Source organism: Pseudomonas sp. PA-4-8C (genome assembly GCF_021606625.1).
Lineage (GTDB): Bacteria > Pseudomonadota > Gammaproteobacteria > Pseudomonadales > Pseudomonadaceae > Aquipseudomonas > Aquipseudomonas lactis.
In genome coordinates this window covers 25,300-41,917 of record NZ_WKCD01000025.1, presented here as the reverse complement: position 1 = coordinate 41,917, position 16,618 = coordinate 25,300, and the positions used below count along the sequence as shown (strand labels likewise).

Annotated in this window: 16 protein-coding genes; 3 read left to right on the top strand and 13 right to left on the bottom strand. The window is 60.5% G+C overall.

The genetic code is table 11. The features are described from left to right. The 10 genes from GIW04_RS07225 to hutC all read right to left on the bottom strand — a co-directional run. On the bottom strand, nucleotides 1-1,120 hold a 1,120-nt coding region (locus tag GIW04_RS07225; RefSeq protein ID WP_236478952.1), incomplete at its 3' end, for an amino acid permease. Nucleotides 1,121-1,284: 164 nt separating this feature from the next. Further along, the gene (gene hutH / locus GIW04_RS07220) at nucleotides 1,285-2,823 is read right to left on the bottom strand and encodes a histidine ammonia-lyase (RefSeq protein WP_087149707.1); all 1,539 of its coding nucleotides are present in this window, start codon (nucleotides 2,821-2,823) and stop codon (nucleotides 1,285-1,287) included. Between the two features lie 26 nt (nucleotides 2,824-2,849). Continuing rightward, complete coding sequence (gene hutH, locus GIW04_RS07215; RefSeq protein WP_120247901.1) at nucleotides 2,850-4,358, bottom strand: histidine ammonia-lyase; 1,509 nt, start codon at nucleotides 4,356-4,358, stop codon at nucleotides 2,850-2,852. Between the two features lie 152 nt (nucleotides 4,359-4,510). Then, complete coding sequence (locus GIW04_RS07210) at nucleotides 4,511-5,335, bottom strand: quaternary amine ABC transporter ATP-binding protein (protein ID WP_014716537.1); 825 nt, start codon at nucleotides 5,333-5,335, stop codon at nucleotides 4,511-4,513. Continuing rightward, nucleotides 5,332-6,183, bottom strand: coding sequence for an ABC transporter permease (locus GIW04_RS07205; RefSeq protein WP_003187838.1), 852 nt, complete (start codon nucleotides 6,181-6,183; stop codon nucleotides 5,332-5,334). The genes GIW04_RS07210 and GIW04_RS07205 overlap by 4 nt, the downstream gene beginning before the upstream one ends. A 71-nt stretch (nucleotides 6,184-6,254) precedes the next feature. Continuing rightward, nucleotides 6,255-7,220, bottom strand: a complete 966-nt coding sequence (locus GIW04_RS07200) for an ABC transporter substrate-binding protein (protein WP_120247900.1) — start codon at nucleotides 7,218-7,220, stop codon at nucleotides 6,255-6,257. Between the two features lie 69 nt (nucleotides 7,221-7,289). Next, nucleotides 7,290-8,735, bottom strand: coding sequence for a purine-cytosine permease family protein (locus GIW04_RS07195; protein ID WP_120247986.1), 1,446 nt, complete (start codon nucleotides 8,733-8,735; stop codon nucleotides 7,290-7,292). 148 nt (nucleotides 8,736-8,883) lie between these two features. Further along, nucleotides 8,884-10,554: a urocanate hydratase gene (hutU, locus tag GIW04_RS07190; RefSeq protein WP_014716533.1), complete on the bottom strand. Its 1,671-nt coding sequence runs from the start codon at nucleotides 10,552-10,554 to the stop codon at nucleotides 8,884-8,886. 342 nt (nucleotides 10,555-10,896) lie between these two features. Then, nucleotides 10,897-11,457, bottom strand: a complete 561-nt coding sequence (locus GIW04_RS07185) for a HutD/Ves family protein (RefSeq protein ID WP_003187831.1) — start codon at nucleotides 11,455-11,457, stop codon at nucleotides 10,897-10,899. After that, entirely contained in the window at nucleotides 11,454-12,164 is a 711-nt protein-coding gene (gene hutC / locus GIW04_RS07180) for a histidine utilization repressor (protein WP_224796965.1), read from the bottom strand. Before hutC ends, GIW04_RS07185 begins: the two co-directional genes overlap by 4 nt. A gap of 147 nt (nucleotides 12,165-12,311) precedes the next feature. Here hutC and GIW04_RS07175 point away from each other — a divergent pair, with 147 nt between their 5' ends. After that, nucleotides 12,312-13,676 (top strand): formimidoylglutamate deiminase, encoded by a 1,365-nt coding sequence (locus GIW04_RS07175; protein WP_120247899.1) that lies wholly within the window; start codon nucleotides 12,312-12,314, stop codon nucleotides 13,674-13,676. A gap of 126 nt (nucleotides 13,677-13,802) precedes the next feature. Here the strand turns inward: GIW04_RS07175 and GIW04_RS07170 are convergent, their stop codons facing one another. Together GIW04_RS07170 and GIW04_RS07165 are read right to left on the bottom strand one after the other, a co-directional pair. Further along, entirely contained in the window at nucleotides 13,803-14,372 is a 570-nt protein-coding gene (locus GIW04_RS07170; protein ID WP_014716529.1) for a lipocalin family protein, read from the bottom strand. Nucleotides 14,373-14,402: 30 nt separating this feature from the next. Continuing rightward, on the bottom strand, nucleotides 14,403-14,657 hold the full coding sequence (locus GIW04_RS07165) for a hypothetical protein (RefSeq protein WP_003187823.1): 255 nt from the start codon (nucleotides 14,655-14,657) through the stop codon (nucleotides 14,403-14,405). A 220-nt stretch (nucleotides 14,658-14,877) separates the two neighbouring features. On the opposite strand from GIW04_RS07165, the gene GIW04_RS07160 reads away from it, so the two are divergent. Both GIW04_RS07160 and GIW04_RS07155 read left to right on the top strand, forming a co-directional pair. Continuing rightward, the gene (locus tag GIW04_RS07160) at nucleotides 14,878-15,150 is read left to right on the top strand and encodes a type II toxin-antitoxin system Phd/YefM family antitoxin (RefSeq protein WP_003171142.1); all 273 of its coding nucleotides are present in this window, start codon (nucleotides 14,878-14,880) and stop codon (nucleotides 15,148-15,150) included. Then, a complete protein-coding gene (locus tag GIW04_RS07155) occupies nucleotides 15,147-15,470 on the top strand; it encodes a type II toxin-antitoxin system RelE/ParE family toxin (protein WP_120247898.1) in 324 nt (107 codons plus the stop codon). The genes GIW04_RS07160 and GIW04_RS07155 overlap by 4 nt, the downstream gene beginning before the upstream one ends. A 57-nt stretch (nucleotides 15,471-15,527) precedes the next feature. Here GIW04_RS07155 and GIW04_RS07150 read toward each other — a convergent pair whose 3' ends face one another. Then, nucleotides 15,528-16,538, bottom strand: a complete 1,011-nt coding sequence (locus GIW04_RS07150; protein WP_003187818.1) for a class 1 fructose-bisphosphatase — start codon at nucleotides 16,536-16,538, stop codon at nucleotides 15,528-15,530. Nucleotides 16,539-16,618 lie beyond the last annotated feature (80 nt).

The following is a 16,618-nucleotide window of genomic DNA, read 5'->3' as shown; positions in this document are numbered from 1 at the left end:
CCCACACGGTGGCGAAGGTGGCAATCGAGGCGATCAGCAGGAATACGTTTTCCGGGATCAGGTAGTTGAGCACCACACCGCCGAGCAAAGCGGCGCCCATGACCACCACGGTCATCCACGGCACGCCTTGTTTGGACAATTGCGCGAAGCCCTTGGGCGCCTGCCCTTGTTGAGCCAGGCCGTACATCATGCGGCCGGCGCCGAAGATGTCGCTGTTGATCGCCGACACCGCCGCCGAGATCACCACGATGTTAAGGATAGTCGCCGCCGAGCCAATCCCCAGGTTGCTGAAGATCTGCACGAACGGGCTGCCCTGGCTGCCGATCTGCGGCCACGGGTAGATCGCCATCAACACGAACAGGGTCAGCACGTAGAACAGCAATATACGCAGCGGCACCGCGTTGATCGCCTTGGGGATCACGCGTTGCGGGTCCTTGGCTTCACCGGCGGTGATGCCGATGATTTCGATGCCGCCAAAGGCGAACATCACCACCGCAAACGAGGCAATTAACCCGCCGATGCCGTTAGGCATGAAGCCGCCGTGAGCCCACAGGTTGCTCAGACCGCTGGCCTGGGTTTCGCCTGCCGAATGAATGCCGAACAGCATGATGCCAAAACCGCCGAGGATCATCGCCACGATGGCGCCGACCTTGAGCAGCGACAGCCAGAACTCCATCTCGCCAAAGACTTTGACGTTGCACAGGTTCAGGCCGCCGATCAAAAACACGATGCCAAGCACCCAGACCCAACGGGCCACTTCGGGAAACCAGAAGCCCATGTAGATGCCGAACGCGGTGACGTCGGCGAGGCAGACGATGATCATTTCAAAGGCGTAGGTCCAACCGAGGATAAACCCGGCCATCGGCCCCAGGTAGGTGCTGGCGTACTGACCGAAGGAGCCGGACACCGGGTTGTGCACAGCCATCTCGCCGAGGGCGCGCATCACCATGAAGACCGCAGCGCCGCCGATCAGGTAGGCCAGCAGCACAGCCGGGCCGGCCATCTGGATGGCGGAGGCAGAGCCATAGAACAACCCGGTGCCGATCGCGGAACCCAGGGCCATGAAGCGAATATGTCGGGCGTTGAGCCCGCGTTTCAAACCTTTTTCTGGCTGGTGCATTTCTCGTCCCTAATTATTCTTATGAGGAGAAGATCGTTCCCACGCTCGGCGTGGGAACTCCGACCTGGACGCTCCGCGTCCGCTTTAAGAGCGGTGACGCAGAGCGTCACAGGATGCATTCCCACGCGGAGCGTGGGAATGATCAGGCACAGACCGAGTCGCGGTCAGAGGCTTGGCAGCAACCTGGCCGGCACCAGCTCATTCAGGCAGCGGCTGGCGAGCAGTTCGCTGGCGGCGTTGATGTCGGGGGCGAAGAAACGGTCCTTGTCATAGAACGCCACTTTGCCGCGCAGGATGCCACGGGCTTTTTCCAGCTTGGGCGAGGTCTTCAGGCCGTCGCGCAGGTCCAGGCCCTGGCACGCAGCGAGCCATTCCACCGCGAGGATGCCCCGGGTGTTCTCGGCCATTTCCCACAGACGCTTGCCCGCAGCCGGGGCCATGGACACGTGGTCTTCCTGGTTGGCCGAGGTCGGCAAGCTGTCGACGCTGTGGGGATGGGCCAGTGCCTTGTTCTCGCTGGCGAGCGCGGCTGCGGTCACCTGGGCGATCATGAAACCGGAGTTCACCCCGCCATTGCCCACCAGAAACGGCGGCAGTTGCGACATGTGCTTGTCCATCATCAACGAGATACGGCGCTCGCTCAGGGAGCCGATTTCGGCAATGGCCAGCGCCATGTTGTCGGCCGCCATGGCCACCGGCTCGGCGTGGAAGTTGCCACCGGAAATCACGTCACCCTCGGCGGCAAAGACCAGCGGGTTATCCGACACTGCGTTGGCTTCTACCACCAGCACCTCGGCGGCCTGGCGCAATTGGGTCAGGCAGGCGCCCATGACCTGTGGCTGGCAACGCAGGGAGTACGGGTCTTGTACCTTGTCGCAGTTCTGGTGCGATTGGGACACCTGGCTGCTCTCACCGAGCAGGTCGCGATAGGCCGCTGCCGAGTCGATCTGGCCACGTTGGCCACGTGCCGCATGAATACGCGCATCGAACGGCGAGCGCGAACCCAGTACCGCTTCCACGGTGAGGCCGCCGCACGCGAGGGCACCGGCGAACAGGTCTTCGCCTTCGAACAGGCCACGCAGGGCGTAGGCCGTGGACACCTGGGTGCCGTTGAGCAGGGCCAGGCCTTCTTTGGCGGCCAGGGTCAGCGGCGTGAGGCCGGCGATTTTCAGTGCCTCGGTGGCTTCCAGCCATTCGCCCTTGTAACGCGCCTTGCCTTCGCCAAGCAGTACCAGGGACATGTGCGCCAGCGGCGCCAGGTCACCGGAGGCGCCGACCGAACCCTTGAGCGGAATGTGCGGGTACACCTCGGCATTAATCAGCGCGATCAGCGCGTCGATCACCTGGCGACGAATCCCGGAGAAGCCACGGCTCAGGCTGTTGACCTTGAGCACCATGACCAGTCGCACCAGCGCATCGCTGATCGGCTCACCGACGCCGGCGGCGTGGGACAGCACCAGGGAACGCTGGAGGTTTTCCAGGTCTTCGCTGGCGATGCGGGTCGAGGCCAACAAGCCAAAACCGGTGTTGATGCCATAGGCGGTGCGGTTCTCGGCGAGAATCTGCTCCACGCAGGCAACGCTGGCTTCGATCTGGGCCGAGGCACTGTCATCCAGGCTGAGGGTTACTGGCTGCTGGTAGATGGCACGCAGTTGGGCGAGGCTCAGTTGGCCTGGAATCAGGTTTAGCGCAGTCACATTCATACTCCTTGTGAATTGTTCTTAGGTGTTCAGTGCAAATTCGGTAATGCAGTGTTTTTAAGCAGCTGGGCAGCGGCGGCAATATCAGGCGCCAGCCAACGGTCCTGTTCATAGGCAGGGACCTCTTCGCGCAGCAGACGCCAGGCGCGGTCGGTACCGGCGCCGAAGCGCTGGCCCTTGAGAAACTCGAAAGCCTGGGCCGCCAGCAGGTACTCGATGGCAAGAATCTGGGTGACGTTGGCCAGCACCTGGTGCAGCTTGAGCGCAGCGTTGGTGCCCATGCTCAAGTGGTCTTCCTGCAGGCCCGAGGTGACGAAGTTGTCGAGCACGGCAGGTTGCGCCAACTGGCGGTTCTGCCCGCACAAGGACGCGGCGACGTATTGCACGATCATCATTCCGGAATTGACGCCCGGGTTGCTCACCAGAAAGGCTGGCAGGCCGCTGACATGCGGGTTGACCAGACGGTCCAGGCGGCGCTCGGCCACCGAGCCGATCTCGGCCATGGCGATGGCGAGTATGTCGGCCGCCATCGCAACGGACTGCCCGTGGGGGTTGGCCTGGGACACCACACGGTAATTATCCGGCGTGCCCAGCACCAGCGGGTTGTCGGTGGCGCTGTTGAGTTCGGTTTCGACCTGGCGCGTGGCGTGTTCCACCTGGTCGCGGGCCGCGCCGTGAATCTGCGGGATCGAGCGTATGCTCAAGGCGTCCTGGGTGCGAATACCTTTGCTGCTGGCGATCACCTCACTGCCGTCGAGCAGGGCACGCAGGTTGATACCCACTTGCTGCATGCCTGGGTGTGGCTTGAGGGCGATGATGGCTTCATCGAAGGCGTCGATCTGGCCGCGCTGGGCTTCGAAGCTCATGGCACCGATCACGTCGGCCCATTGCAGCAAGTGATGCGCATCAGCCAGGGCCAGGCAGCTCAGGCCGGTCATGCACGGCGTGCCATTGACCAGGCACAGGCCGTCTTTGGCGCCGAGCACCACCGGCTGCAAGCCTTCAGCCTGCAACGCGTGTTGCGCCGTGACGATCTGGCCGCGGTAACTCACATTGCCGACGCCCAGCAGGGCCACACCGATATGGGCCATGTGGGTCAGATACCCCACCGAGCCTTGGGACGGCACTTGCGGGGTAATGCCGTGGTTGAGCAGCGCCAGCAGTGCGTGCACCACCTGCGGATGCAGGCCGGACTTGCCGTGGCTGTAGTTGATGATCGCCGCGCAAATGATCGCGCGGGTCTGCTCATCGCTGAGCACCGGGCCGACGCCGCAGGCGTGGCTCAGCAATGTGTTGCGCGACAGTTGGCTCAGTTGCTCGGTCTTGAGCGAGACGTTGCACAGCGCGCCCAGGCCGGTGTTCACGCCATAGGCGCGCTCGCCGCTGGTGACGATGCGTTGCACGATGGCTTGGGCATTGTCGATGCGCGCCCAGGCGTGGCCCGACAGTTCGAGCACCGCGCCGTGGCGGGCGACGGCGGTGACGTCCTGCCAGCGCATGGGGGTGTCGGCGATGATGATTTTGGTTGCCTGGGACATCTTTATACCTTCTTCAATTCTTAGGCAGCATTGATCGTTCCCACGCTCTGCGTGGGTACGCCGCCTGGGACGCTCTGCGTCCCCCCAAGTGACGCGGAGCGTCACGAAATGCGTTCCCACGCGGAGCGTGGGAACGATCAACACAGCCCGGATCAGACCACCGCCGCCCGGCGCTGAACAAAGCGGTCCACATATTCATCCGCCGGCGAGTGCAGAATCTCTCGCGGGGTGCCGACCTGAATCAGCTTGCCGTCCTTGAGAATCGCAATGCGGTTGCCGATGCGCACGGCCTCGTCGAGGTCGTGGGTGATGAACACGATGGTCTTGTGCAGGGTCTTTTGCAGCTCCAGCAACTGGTCTTGCATCTCGGCGCGGATCAACGGGTCGAGGGCGCTGAAGGCTTCGTCCATCAGGATGATGTCGGTGTCGGCCGCCAAGGCGCGAGCCAGGCCCACGCGCTGGCGCATGCCGCCGGACAGCTGGTGGGGGTATTTGTTTTCGTAGCCTTTGAGGCCCACGGTTTCGATCCAGTGCAACGCACGTTCGGCGCAGACCTGCTTGGTTTCGCCACGTACTTTGAGGCCGTAGGCAACGTTGTCGAGCACGCTCTTGTGCGGCAGCAGGCCGAAGCTCTGAAACACCATGCTGATCTTGTGCCGACGGAATTGACGCAGGGCTTCCATGTCCAGTTGCAGGATGTCTTCGCCGTCCACCAGGATCGCGCCGCTGGTGGGGTCGATCAGGCGGTTGAAGTGGCGCACCAGGGTGGATTTGCCCGAACCCGACAAGCCCATGATCACGAAGATCTCACCGGTGCCGATGCTCAGGGACAGGTCATTGACGCCGACCACGCAACCGGTCTCGGCCAGTACCTGGTCCTTGGTCTTGCCCTGGCCTACCATGGCCAGCGCATCCTTGGCGCGTGCGCCGAAAATCTTGAAGACGTTTTTGACTTCGATTTTGCTGACAGTCGTCATTTGCTCGCCTCATGCCGTGGGCGGCCATAAGCCTGGGTAATGCGGTCGATGACCACTGCGAGAATCACGATCGCCAGCCCGGCTTCAAGGCCGCGGCCGACGTTGAGGGTCTGGATGCCGACGAGCACGTCTTCACCCAAGCCACGGGCACCGATCATCGAGGCGATCACCACCATCGACAGCGCCATCATGGTGGTCTGGTTGATCCCGGCCATGATGCTTGGCAGCGCCAGCGGCAATTGCACGCCGAACAGTTGCTGCCAGCGGTTGGCGCCGAAGGCGTTGATGGCTTCCATGACTTCGCCATCGACCTGGCGAATACCCAGGTCTGTGAGGCGAATCAGCGGCGGCGCGGCGTAGATCACCGTGGCGAAAATCGCCGGGACCTTGCCCAGGCCGAACAGCATCAGCACCGGGATCAGGTACACGAAGCTGGGCATGGTTTGCATGATGTCCAGCAACGGCATCAGCACCGAACGCAGGCGGTTACTGCGCGCCGACAGGATGCCCAAGGGGATGCCGATCAACACCGAGATCACCGTGGCCACCATCATCAATGCCAGGGTTTGCATCAGCTTGTCCCACAGGCCAACCGCGCCCACCAGGAACAGCAAGCCGACAATCACCGCCGTGGTCACCACCTTGCGGGTGGCGTGCCAGGCAATACCGCCGACGATGGCCAACATCAGCCACCAGGGCGCCGCGCGCAGCAGGCCTTCCAGGTTGACGATGGCCCACAGCAGCGTGTCGGAGATGTGCCGGAACACATCGCCGTAGTTGGTGACCAGTGCGTCCACCCAACCGTTGACCCAGTCGGCGATGGAAAAGGTAAAACTCTCAGGAAACATATCGTGCTCTCGATCCAGTGGGTTGTGGCCAGCCGCCCGGCCACCCTTGAGGGTAGCCGTGCACCCTTGACCTACAAGGCCGCGTCGATTTTCTTGGCTGCGTCTTCGCTCACCCAGGCGTGCCAGACTTCAGGATGTTCCTTGAGGAAAATTTTCGCCAGTTTCGGCGATTCGATTCGTTCTTTGGCCATGCGGCCCAGGTTCTGGTTCAGCAGGTCGATGGGCAGGTTGACCTTTTCCAGCACGGCCACCAGTTCCGGAGCTTGCTCGTGGAAAGTTTTGGAGAGGCCGACCTTGATGCTCACGCTTTTATCCACGCCGGGCTTTTCTTCCAGCTTGACCAGATCGACCTGGCCCATCAGCGGCGTCGGTGACCAGTAGTAGAACAGAATCGGTTCGCCGCGCTTGTAGCTCGACAGCACCGCCGCATCCAGCGCCGGGCCGGTGCCCGGGCGGAAGTTGGTGTAGGTGCTTTCCAGGCCGTAGCTCTTGAGCATTTCGCTGTTGTCCAGCTCGCAGGTCCAGCCGGCCGGGCAGTTGTAGAAACGGCCCTTGGACGGTTCTTCCTGGTCCTTGAACACCGAGGCGTATTTGGCCAGGTCGGCAATGCTTTTCAGGTCCGGGGCCTTGGGTTCGAGTTTGCGCTTGGCGTCGCCTTCGATCACATAGCGCGGCACGTACCAGCCTTCTACCGCGCCGACCACCGGAGCACCGACGCCGACGACTTTGCCGGCCTTCTCGGCTTTGTTCCAGACCTCGCTGCGACCTACCCACTCCTCGGCGAACACTTGGATGTCGTTGCTGCCCAGGGCGTTTTCCATGGTGATGGAATTGCCTGGCAAGCTGTCGGTTTTGCAGTCGTAGCCTTTTTCCAACACGGTTTGCAGGATGTCGGTGAGCAACATGCCGCTTTCCCAATTCAGGCCGGCGAATTTCACCGGTTTACCCGACTCGCACCAACCAGCCGCCTGGGCGCCGGCACTTGCCAGCACGCCAGCTGCGAACAGAGTAGCCAGCAAGGTCTTATTCATAGTCATTGTTGTGACGCTCCCAATCATGAAATGGATTACGGCAGTCAGTAGGCGTCCTGCCCTGTCCACGTCCCATCAGGCTTGTGCAGCCAGCTCGTTTGTTATGGGTAAAGCGCCCTGCTCTTTTGGCAGGATCAGGTGATCGGGTACCGTGCCGTGCCATTTTTTCGCACACACGTAATACAGGGCCGCCGGCAGTACCAGGCCGATGATCCAGGAGATATCCACATCCCCCAGCGCTGCCACCAGGGGGCCGGTGTAGAACTTGGTGGAGATGAACGGCAACTGCACCAGCACGCCGAATACGTAGACGCTGATGCCCAGCAGGTTCCAACGGCCGTAGCGACCGTTCGGGTCGGCCAGCGCCGGCACGTCATAACGCTCACGGGTGATGCAGTAGTAATCCACCAGGTTGATCGCACTCCAGGGCGTAAAGAACGCCAGCAGGAACAAGATGAACGACTTGAATGCACCGAGGAACGAATGCTGGCCAAGCAACGCTATCAGCGTGGCCGTGCCGACGATCATCAGCACGAACACCAGACGCTGCAGACGCGTAACCTCCAAGTGCCCACGAAAGCCGCTGATGATGGTGGCGATACACATGAAGCTGCCGTAGGAATTGAGCGTCGAGATGGTGACCTTGCCGAACGCGATGCTGAAGTACAGCAACGCAGCGGTAGCCCCCGTGCCGCTCAAGCCAACGATGTACGCCACCTCGTGGCCGGCAAACTGCCCGTTGGACATGGCCGCGGCAAACACGCCGAGGACCATCGCCACTTGGGCACCGATGACCGAACCTGCGCCAGCCGCGAGAAAGGTCTTCACCGATGACGTGTGGCTCGGCAGGTAACGCGAGTAGTCCGCCACGTACGGCCCGAAGGCGATCTGCCAGGAGGCCGCGAGTGACACGGCCAGCAGGAAGCTGCTCCAGCTGAAGTGGCGGATTTGCAGGAGTGCGCCAACGTCGGTCTGGCTCATCAAGCGACTGAACAGGTACACAAAGGCAACCACGCCAATCAGGCTGGCAACCCGGCCGATGAAGTGGATCACCCGGTAACCCAGCACCGTGACCAGCACGATGACACTGGCGAAAATCAGGATGCCGACGCTGTCGCTGACCCCGAACAACTGGCCCAGCGCCTGGCCCGACAGCACGGTACCGGTGGCGGTGAAGCCCAGGTACATCAAGCACACCAGCACAATCGGAATGGCCGCCCCATACACGCCGAACTGCACCCGGCTGGAAATCATCTGCGGCAGGCCAAGCTTGGGCCCTTGCGCCGCATGCAGCGCCATGACGCCACCGCCGATCAGTTGACCGATGAGCAGGCCGATCAACGACCAGAACACATCACCACCCAGCACCACGGCCAACGCCCCGGTGACAATCGCAGTGATCTGCAGGTTGGCACCCATCCACAGGGTGAATTGACTGAATAGACGACCATGTCTTTCCGCTTCCGGGATGTAGTCGATCGAACGTTTCTCGATCAACGGGGTGGTGTCGTTTGCAGCCATGTTGTTCAACCTCTGATGGATTGTTTTGTACGCATCTTGCTCTTCTGTGGGAGCTGGCTTGCCTGCGATAGCATCACCTCGGTCGTACTTCCAGACCGCGTCGTCTGCATCGCAGGCAAGCCAGCTCCCACAAGTACTGCGCCGGCCGTTACTTGATCATCGGCAGGTTCAGGCCCTGTTCCTTGGCGCAGTCGATAGCAATCTGATAACCGGCATCGGCATGGCGCATCACCCCGGTCGCCGGGTCGTTGTGCAGCACGCGGGCAATCCGCTCGGCCGCTTCGTCAGTACCGTCGCAGACAATCACCATCCCCGAGTGCTGGGAGAAGCCCATGCCCACGCCACCACCGTGGTGCAGCGAGACCCAGGTGGCGCCGCTCGCGGTGTTGAGCAAGGCGTTGAGCAGTGGCCAATCGGACACAGCGTCGGAGCCGTCCTGCATGGCTTCGGTTTCGCGGTTCGGGCTGGCGACCGAGCCGGAGTCCAGGTGGTCACGGCCGATCACGACCGGCGCAGACAGCTCGCCGCTGCGCACCATTTCGTTGAACGCCAGGCCCAACTTGGCACGCTGGCCCAGGCCGACCCAGCAGATACGTGCCGGCAGGCCCTGGAAGCTGATGCGCTCGCGAGCCATGTCCAGCCAGTTGTGCAGGTGGGCGTCGTCCGGGATCAGTTCTTTGACTTTGGCGTCGGTCTTGTAGATGTCTTGCGGGTCGCCGGACAGCGCCGCCCAACGGAACGGGCCGATGCCACGGCAGAACAGTGGGCGGATGTAGGCCGGTACGAAACCTGGGAAGTCGAACGCGTTTTCCACGCCTTCTTCCTGAGCCATCTGGCGGATATTGTTGCCGTAGTCGAAGGTCGGGATGCCTTGCTTCTGGAATTCGAGCATGGCTTTGACGTGTACGGCCATCGACTGCTTGGCGGCCTTGATCACGGCGGCCGGCTCGGTCTTGGCGCGAGCGCGGTATTCGTCCCAGGTCCAGCCGGCCGGCAGGTAACCGTTGAGTGGGTCGTGGGCGCTGGTCTGGTCGGTGACCATGTCCGGGCGCACGCCACGCTTGACCAGTTCCGGCAGGATCTCTGCGGCGTTGCCCAGCAACGCGATGGAGATGGCTTTGCCTTCCTTGGTGTATTTGGCGATGCGCGCCAGGGCGTCGTCGAGGTCGGTAGCCTGCTCGTCGACGTAGCGGCTGTTCAGGCGGAAGTCGATGCTGACTTGCTGGCACTCGATGTTCAGCGAGCAGGCGCCGGCCAGGGTCGCGGCCAAAGGCTGCGCGCCGCCCATGCCGCCGAGGCCGGCGGTGAGTACCCAACGGCCGGTCAGGTCGCTGTTGTAGTGCTGGCGGCCGGCTTCGACGAAGGTTTCGTAGGTGCCTTGGACAATGCCTTGGCTGCCGATGTAGATCCAGCTGCCGGCGGTCATCTGGCCGTACATGGCCAGGCCCTTGGCATCCAGTTCGTTGAAATGCTCCCAACTGGCCCAGTGCGGCACCAGGTTGGAGTTGGCAATCAGCACGCGCGGGGCGTTGCTGTGGGTCTTGAACACGCCGACCGGCTTACCGGATTGCACCAGCAGGGTTTCGTCGTCGTTCAAGTTAGTGAGGCTCTCGACGATCTGGTCGTAGCACTCCCAGTTGCGCGCCGCACGGCCGATACCGCCGTACACCACCAGTTCCTTGGGGTTCTCGGCCACTTGCGGGTCGAGGTTGTTCATCAGCATGCGCAGCGGCGCTTCGGTCAGCCAGCTTTTGGCGGTGAGCTTGTTACCGCGGGCGGCGCGGATTTCGACGTCACGGTATTTTGTAGGCTTGGTCACAGCTAGGACTCCTCGGCGATCGATGCGCGGACATGGATGGTGCGAGGTCTTACGCACACATCTTTACTTGTATGTACAAGCATATGCAATCGAGCGGCCAACTTTTGAAATGAGCCTTGCAGATTTTTTTCCAAGGCGCGCGCAAGCCTTGATAATCAAGGCTTGGAGGCTTGATGAAATTTCTTACGGAGGCGTTTTACAGCAAAGAGGATTTGTCACGACAGCGTGGCTTTGCGTCACGCTGGGGCGTTCGGTAACAAATTGGTGCGCGGAGTGGAAACAGATTTTGTGAACAATGCAAAAAAACAAATGTGGGAGCTGGCTTGCCTGCTCCCACAGTTTTTAACCGCGTGCGGTCAGTTCGATGATGCAGCAGCGGCCAGTGACGCCGATATCCAGCAGGCCCGTGTTACCGTCCACCTGCAGGCAATCATGGTGGCCGAGCTTCTCGCCCAGCGCCTTCACTTCATCCGCCACGCTGAACACCAGCACCGTCTGCGCGGTGCTGAAAAACTGCTGCACGCCATCCACCCACTGCAAGCGTGCATGGTAACGCTGTGGCGAGTAGATCAGGTTGAAGTCGCGAATCGGCCCCGTGATCAAGCGGCATGACACCTGGCTTTCGCCCTTGAACGCGAACGGCTGTAGCGGTAACAACCCACGTTGTTCCTCACCGTCCACGGTCAGCACCATGCCGGCGCCTTTGATCACGGTGATCACGCGCTGGTAACCGGCGAAGGTGGAAAACCCACCCGATTCGGCAATGTCGGCAATCGACAAACGCCAGCCAAATCCATCCAGGCCGGTGCCCGCATCGCGGGCGATTTCTTCAGTGCTGCCACCGCCGTTCTTCCACGGCATGCGCACGTAGTCGGCGGCGCGCCAGACTTTCACAGTACTCATTTGCTGAAACGTCCTTCGAGGCTGTGACGGGAACCGGGGTGGATCAACCGCGCCGCAGTCACCGGCTGGCGACCCGACCAGGTGCGTCGGCGAATCAACAGGCACGGCTCGCTCGGCTCGATCTGCAACAACTTGCACTCGGCGGCATCGGCGAGGATCGCCTCAACCACATGCTCGCCCTCAGTCAACGGCGCCACCTGGTTCAAATAGGCATAAGGGGTTTGCTGGGTGAAGTCCTGTTGCAGGTATTCCGGCGCGACCAGGGCGTTGACGAATCGGTCTTCTATTTGCACAGGAATGTCGTTCTCGTAATGCACGATCAACGAGTGGAACACGCGCCCGCCTTCACGCATTTCCAAGGCAACGGCGCGCTCGGAACCGGCGGCCTCTTCGCCCAGGGTGATCACTTGGCAAGTGTGCCGATGCCCGCGGGAGGCGATTTCATCGGCGATGTTGTGCACTTCAAACAGGGCCGACTGGCTTTTGGGCTCAGCCACGAACGTACCGACGCCTTGCATGCGCACCAGCAAACCTTCGGCGGTCAGCTCGCGCAGGGCACGGTTGATGGTCATGCGGCTGAAGCCCAACTGGCTGACCAACTCGCTTTCCGACGGCACGCGGTAATGGGGCGGCCAGTTGCCGTTGAGGATCTGCTGGCTGATCATCTGTTTGACGCGGGCATACAAGGGCGCCGGACTTTCGTCCATGTGGGCAGCCAGCGAAGAGTTGGCGGGCGGAGTCGGCACAGGGAATCCTTGCGGGGGAAAAAGATGCATAGATTGCCGGAGTTTACCGAGCAGGCAAACGTCTGTATATGTATATACAAATAAACACACGACCGGGGTGCCTTGATCATGTCCGCTTTCTTTGCCGAACGCGCACTGCTGCCTAATGGATGGGCCAACGATGTACGTCTTGAAGTCAGCGCCGATGGCCTGCTGACAAAGGTTGAGCCCAATGCCAGTGCAGAAGGCGCCGAACGGCTCAGGGGCCCGGTGTTGGCGGGCATGCCGAACCTGCACTCCCATGCCTTCCAGCGCGCCATGGCAGGCTTGGCCGAAGTGGCCGGCAACCCCAATGACAGTTTCTGGACCTGGCGCGATTTGATGTACCGCATGGTCGGCAAGATCAACCCCGAGCAGTTACAGGTCATCGCCCGTCAGCTGTATATCGAAATGCTCAAGGCCGGCTACACCTCGGTGGCCGAGTTTCATTATGTGCATCACGATCTCAGCGGCCAGCCCTACGCCGACCGTACGGAGCTGTCCCGCCAGATCAGCCTGGCGGCCGCCAGCAGCGGGATCGGCCTGACCTTGCTGCCGGTGCTCTACACCCACGCAGGCTTTGGTGGCCAAGCGCCGAATGAAGGCCAGCGACGGTTTATCAACAGCACTGAAAACTACCTGGACCTGCAAGCCCGCTTGCAGCCCATTCTGGCGGCACAACCGGCGCAGCAACTGGGCCTGTGCTTCCATTCCCTGCGTGCCGTCACCCCCGAACAAATCCATACCGTGCTGGCCGCCAGTGACAAGGCCTGCCCGGTGCATATCCACATCGCTGAACAGCAAAAGGAAGTCGACGACTGCCTGGCCTGGAGCGGCAAGCGCCCGTTGCAGTGGCTGTATGACAATGTCGAGGTGGATGAGCGCTGGTGCCTGGTGCATGCCACCCATGCCGATGCCGATGAAGTCACCCGCATGGCCAACAGCCGAGCGATTGCCGGTTTTTGCCTGACCACCGAAGCCAACCTGGGCGATGGGATTTTTCCGGCGGTAGACTTCCTCGCCCAGGGCGGCCGCATGGGCATCGGCTCCGACAGCCATGTATCACTGAGCGTGGTGGAAGAATTGCGTTGGCTGGAATACGGCCAGCGCCTGCGTGATCAGCGGCGTAATCGGCTGTACCGCAGTGATCAACCGATGGTGGGTCGCACGCTGTTCGATGCTGCGCTGGACGGTGGTGCTCAAGCGCTGGGCCAGCCGATTGGTCAACTGCAAGTGGGCAAGCGTGCGGATTGGATTGTGCTGGACGGTAGCGATCCGTACTTGGCGACGGCCAGTGAGGATGGGATTCTCAACCGCTGGCTATTTGCCGGTGGGGATCGGCAAGTGCGCGATGTACTGGTCAATGGCAAGTGGGTGGTGCGAGATGGACATCATGCTGGCGAAGAAGACAGCCGCCGGGCATTCACCCAGGTCCTGAAGGACTTGCTGAACTAACAGCCAATCCATAACAACTATAGGAGCTGGCTTGCCTGCGATAGCATCAACCCGGTGCAACTGATGCACCTAGGTGCCTGTATCGCAGGCAAGCCAGCTCCCACATTGGATTGAGGGTACTCAGGATTACTGAGAGGACTTTGCCATCTGCTTGTCCGATGTACGCCAGATCAGCCGCGTGGTGTCGTACCCTTGCTGTCGCGCCCTGCTCAGCAGGTCTTCGCGGGTATCGGCACTCACCGTTGGCGTGCGCGACAGGATCCACATATAGCGACGGCTCGGGCTGCCGACGATGGCGGTCTTGTAGTCATCGCTGACATACAGCACCCAGTAGTCGCCCTTGGCAACGCCCGGCAACAGTGACGTAAACCAGTTATTGAATTCCACCCACAGCTTGTCGGTCTTGCCTGGCACCTGCGGCGTCGCCGTGCCTTTGGCCTCTTGCCACTTCCATTCAGGTGTCAGGCAGCGGTTGAACACCGACATGTCACCATCAGGCAGCAAGGTATAGCGGGCTTCGGATTGCGCACAGTTGCGCTGGAAGTACATCGGCAACCGGGCCAACTCATACCAGGTGCCCTGGTAACGCTTGAGGTTGACGTTGCTCGCCGTCTTGGGTTGCAGATCATCGCCAGAATGGCTGGCACAGCCCGCCAAAAACAGGCTGGCGCAAAGGAACAAAACAAAACGCATCATTCTTCTTCTCCCGCAGGCTCGCGCCCCGGTTTACTTCAGGCCTTGCCCGGAAAACATCAGAACTTTGTCACCGGCGTACTGCACGCTGATAAAGCTGTTTTTATCGCCCCAGGTGCAGCTGGACATGCCCAGTGCGCCGGAACAATCGGTTGGCTTGCCCAGCAACGACTCCACCTCGGCCTTGGCCATGCCGGCTGAGAGCTTTTGGTAGTTTTCTTGGGTGACCTTGCTGCAAGCGGCTAAGAGCACGCAAAAAGCCAGCAGGGCGAGACGGCGTATAGACATGGAAAAGCTCCTGGAGAGACAAAGCAGCTGGGGTATCTGCCAGAAGCTTAGAAGGGAAAAGGGGTGTCTGGTTCCCGATGGGGGGTGCTATTTATTTTTTATGTGAACTGCCCCCTGGAACCGTGTTTTCGAATGGAAAATCACGGCCTTTCATCAGTTGCTGTCTGCCAAAGACCAAATTAAGACTAAAATCAGTCCCATCTCGAACCAGGGCCAAACCATGAAATTTTCTTCGCAGATAAAGCCGATCAGCTACTTGAAAAGTCATACCGCCGAGATCGTCAAAACACTCACTGAAAGCCGCGAACCCCTGGTCATCACCCAAAATGGCGAAGCGAAGCTGGTGGTGATGGATGTGAAGAGTTTTGAGGAACAGGCAGAAACCATGGCCTTGTTAAAGCTATTGGCCTTGGGCAACCGGCAGATTGAGTTGGGGCAGTTTCAAGACATGGAGGACGTGTTCGCCGAGCTGGACAAGGACGACGCTCAATGACATTCAAGGTTGTGATTCTTCACTCGGCAAAACGCGACCTTAAAGACATCAAGTCATACCTCATCCGGCAGTTCTCGACATCGACTTGGCAGCAGTCCTACGACGCGATGAAACAGGCCATACGGCTGCTTGAGTCTCAACCCTATGCTGGCTCGATACCGCAAGAGATCGAGAAGTTGAATCTCAGCCAATATCGACAGGTTGTCTGTGGCATGAATCGGATCATCTACGAAATTCGAGACCCGATCATTTACGTCCACATCATCGCCGACACTCAGAAAAGCCTGCAGGCGTTGCTGCTGAAAAACCTTATTCAATAAAAACAAAAGCCCCGAAGCGCTAAGCGCATTTCGGGGCTTTTTTGTTACCGCAAGATTTTACTTCTTGTGATAAGCCGTTACACGCTCAACTTCTTCCTTCGAACCCAGGAACACCGCCACACGCTGGTGCAGGCCTTCTGGCTGGATGTCGAGGATGCGCTGGTGGCCGTCGGTGGACGCACCGCCTGCCTGCTCAACCAGGAACGACATCGGGTTGGCTTCGTACATCAGACGCAGCTTGCCCGGCTTGGACGGCTCGCGGCTGTCGCGTGGGTACATGAACAAGCCACCACGGGTCAGGATGCGGTGCACGTCGGCAACCATCGCGGCCACCCAGCGCATGTTGAAGTTCTTCTTCAACGGGCCTTCTTCGCCTTCCATCAGCTCGTTGACGTAGCGCTTCACCGGTTCTTCCCAGTGGCGCTGATTGGACATGTTGATGGCAAATTCCTGGGTAGAAGCAGGAATCGAAATGTCTTCGTGGGTGAGTACGAAGCTGCCCATTTCACGGTCCAGCGTGAAGCCTTTGACGCCATCGCCCAGAGTCAGCACCAGCATGGTCTGTGGGCCGTAGATCGCGTAGCCGGCAGCAACCTGCTCAGTGCCTGGCTGCAGGAAGGCCTTTTCGTTCAGCGCTTCGTTCTGGCTCAGGTATTCGTTCGGGCAACGCAATACCGAGAAGATGGTGCCGACCGGTGCGTTGATATCGATGTTGGACGAACCGTCCAGTGGGTCGAATACCAAGAGGTATGCGCCCTTCGGGTATTTGCCTGGGATCTGGTAGGCATTGTCCATTTCTTCGGACGCCATGCCGGCCAGGTGACCGCCCCATTCGTTGGCTTCGAGCAGGATTTCATTGGACAGCACGTCCAGTTTCTTCTGCACTTCGCCCTGCACGTTTTCAGTGCCCATGCTGCCCAGGACACCGCCCAGTGCGCCTTTGGAAACGGCGTGGCTGATTTCCTTGCAAGCACGCGCCACCACTTCGATAAGGAAGCGCAGATCGGCAGGCGTGTTGTTGCTGCGGGTCTGCTCGATCAAATAGCGACTCAAGGTAACGCGGGACATGGACGGCTCCGGAGAATGGGGGGCTAAAAACCCGCGCAGTTTAGCGCGAGTCGGGGCTGATTTCCTCTAATCAGAGGATT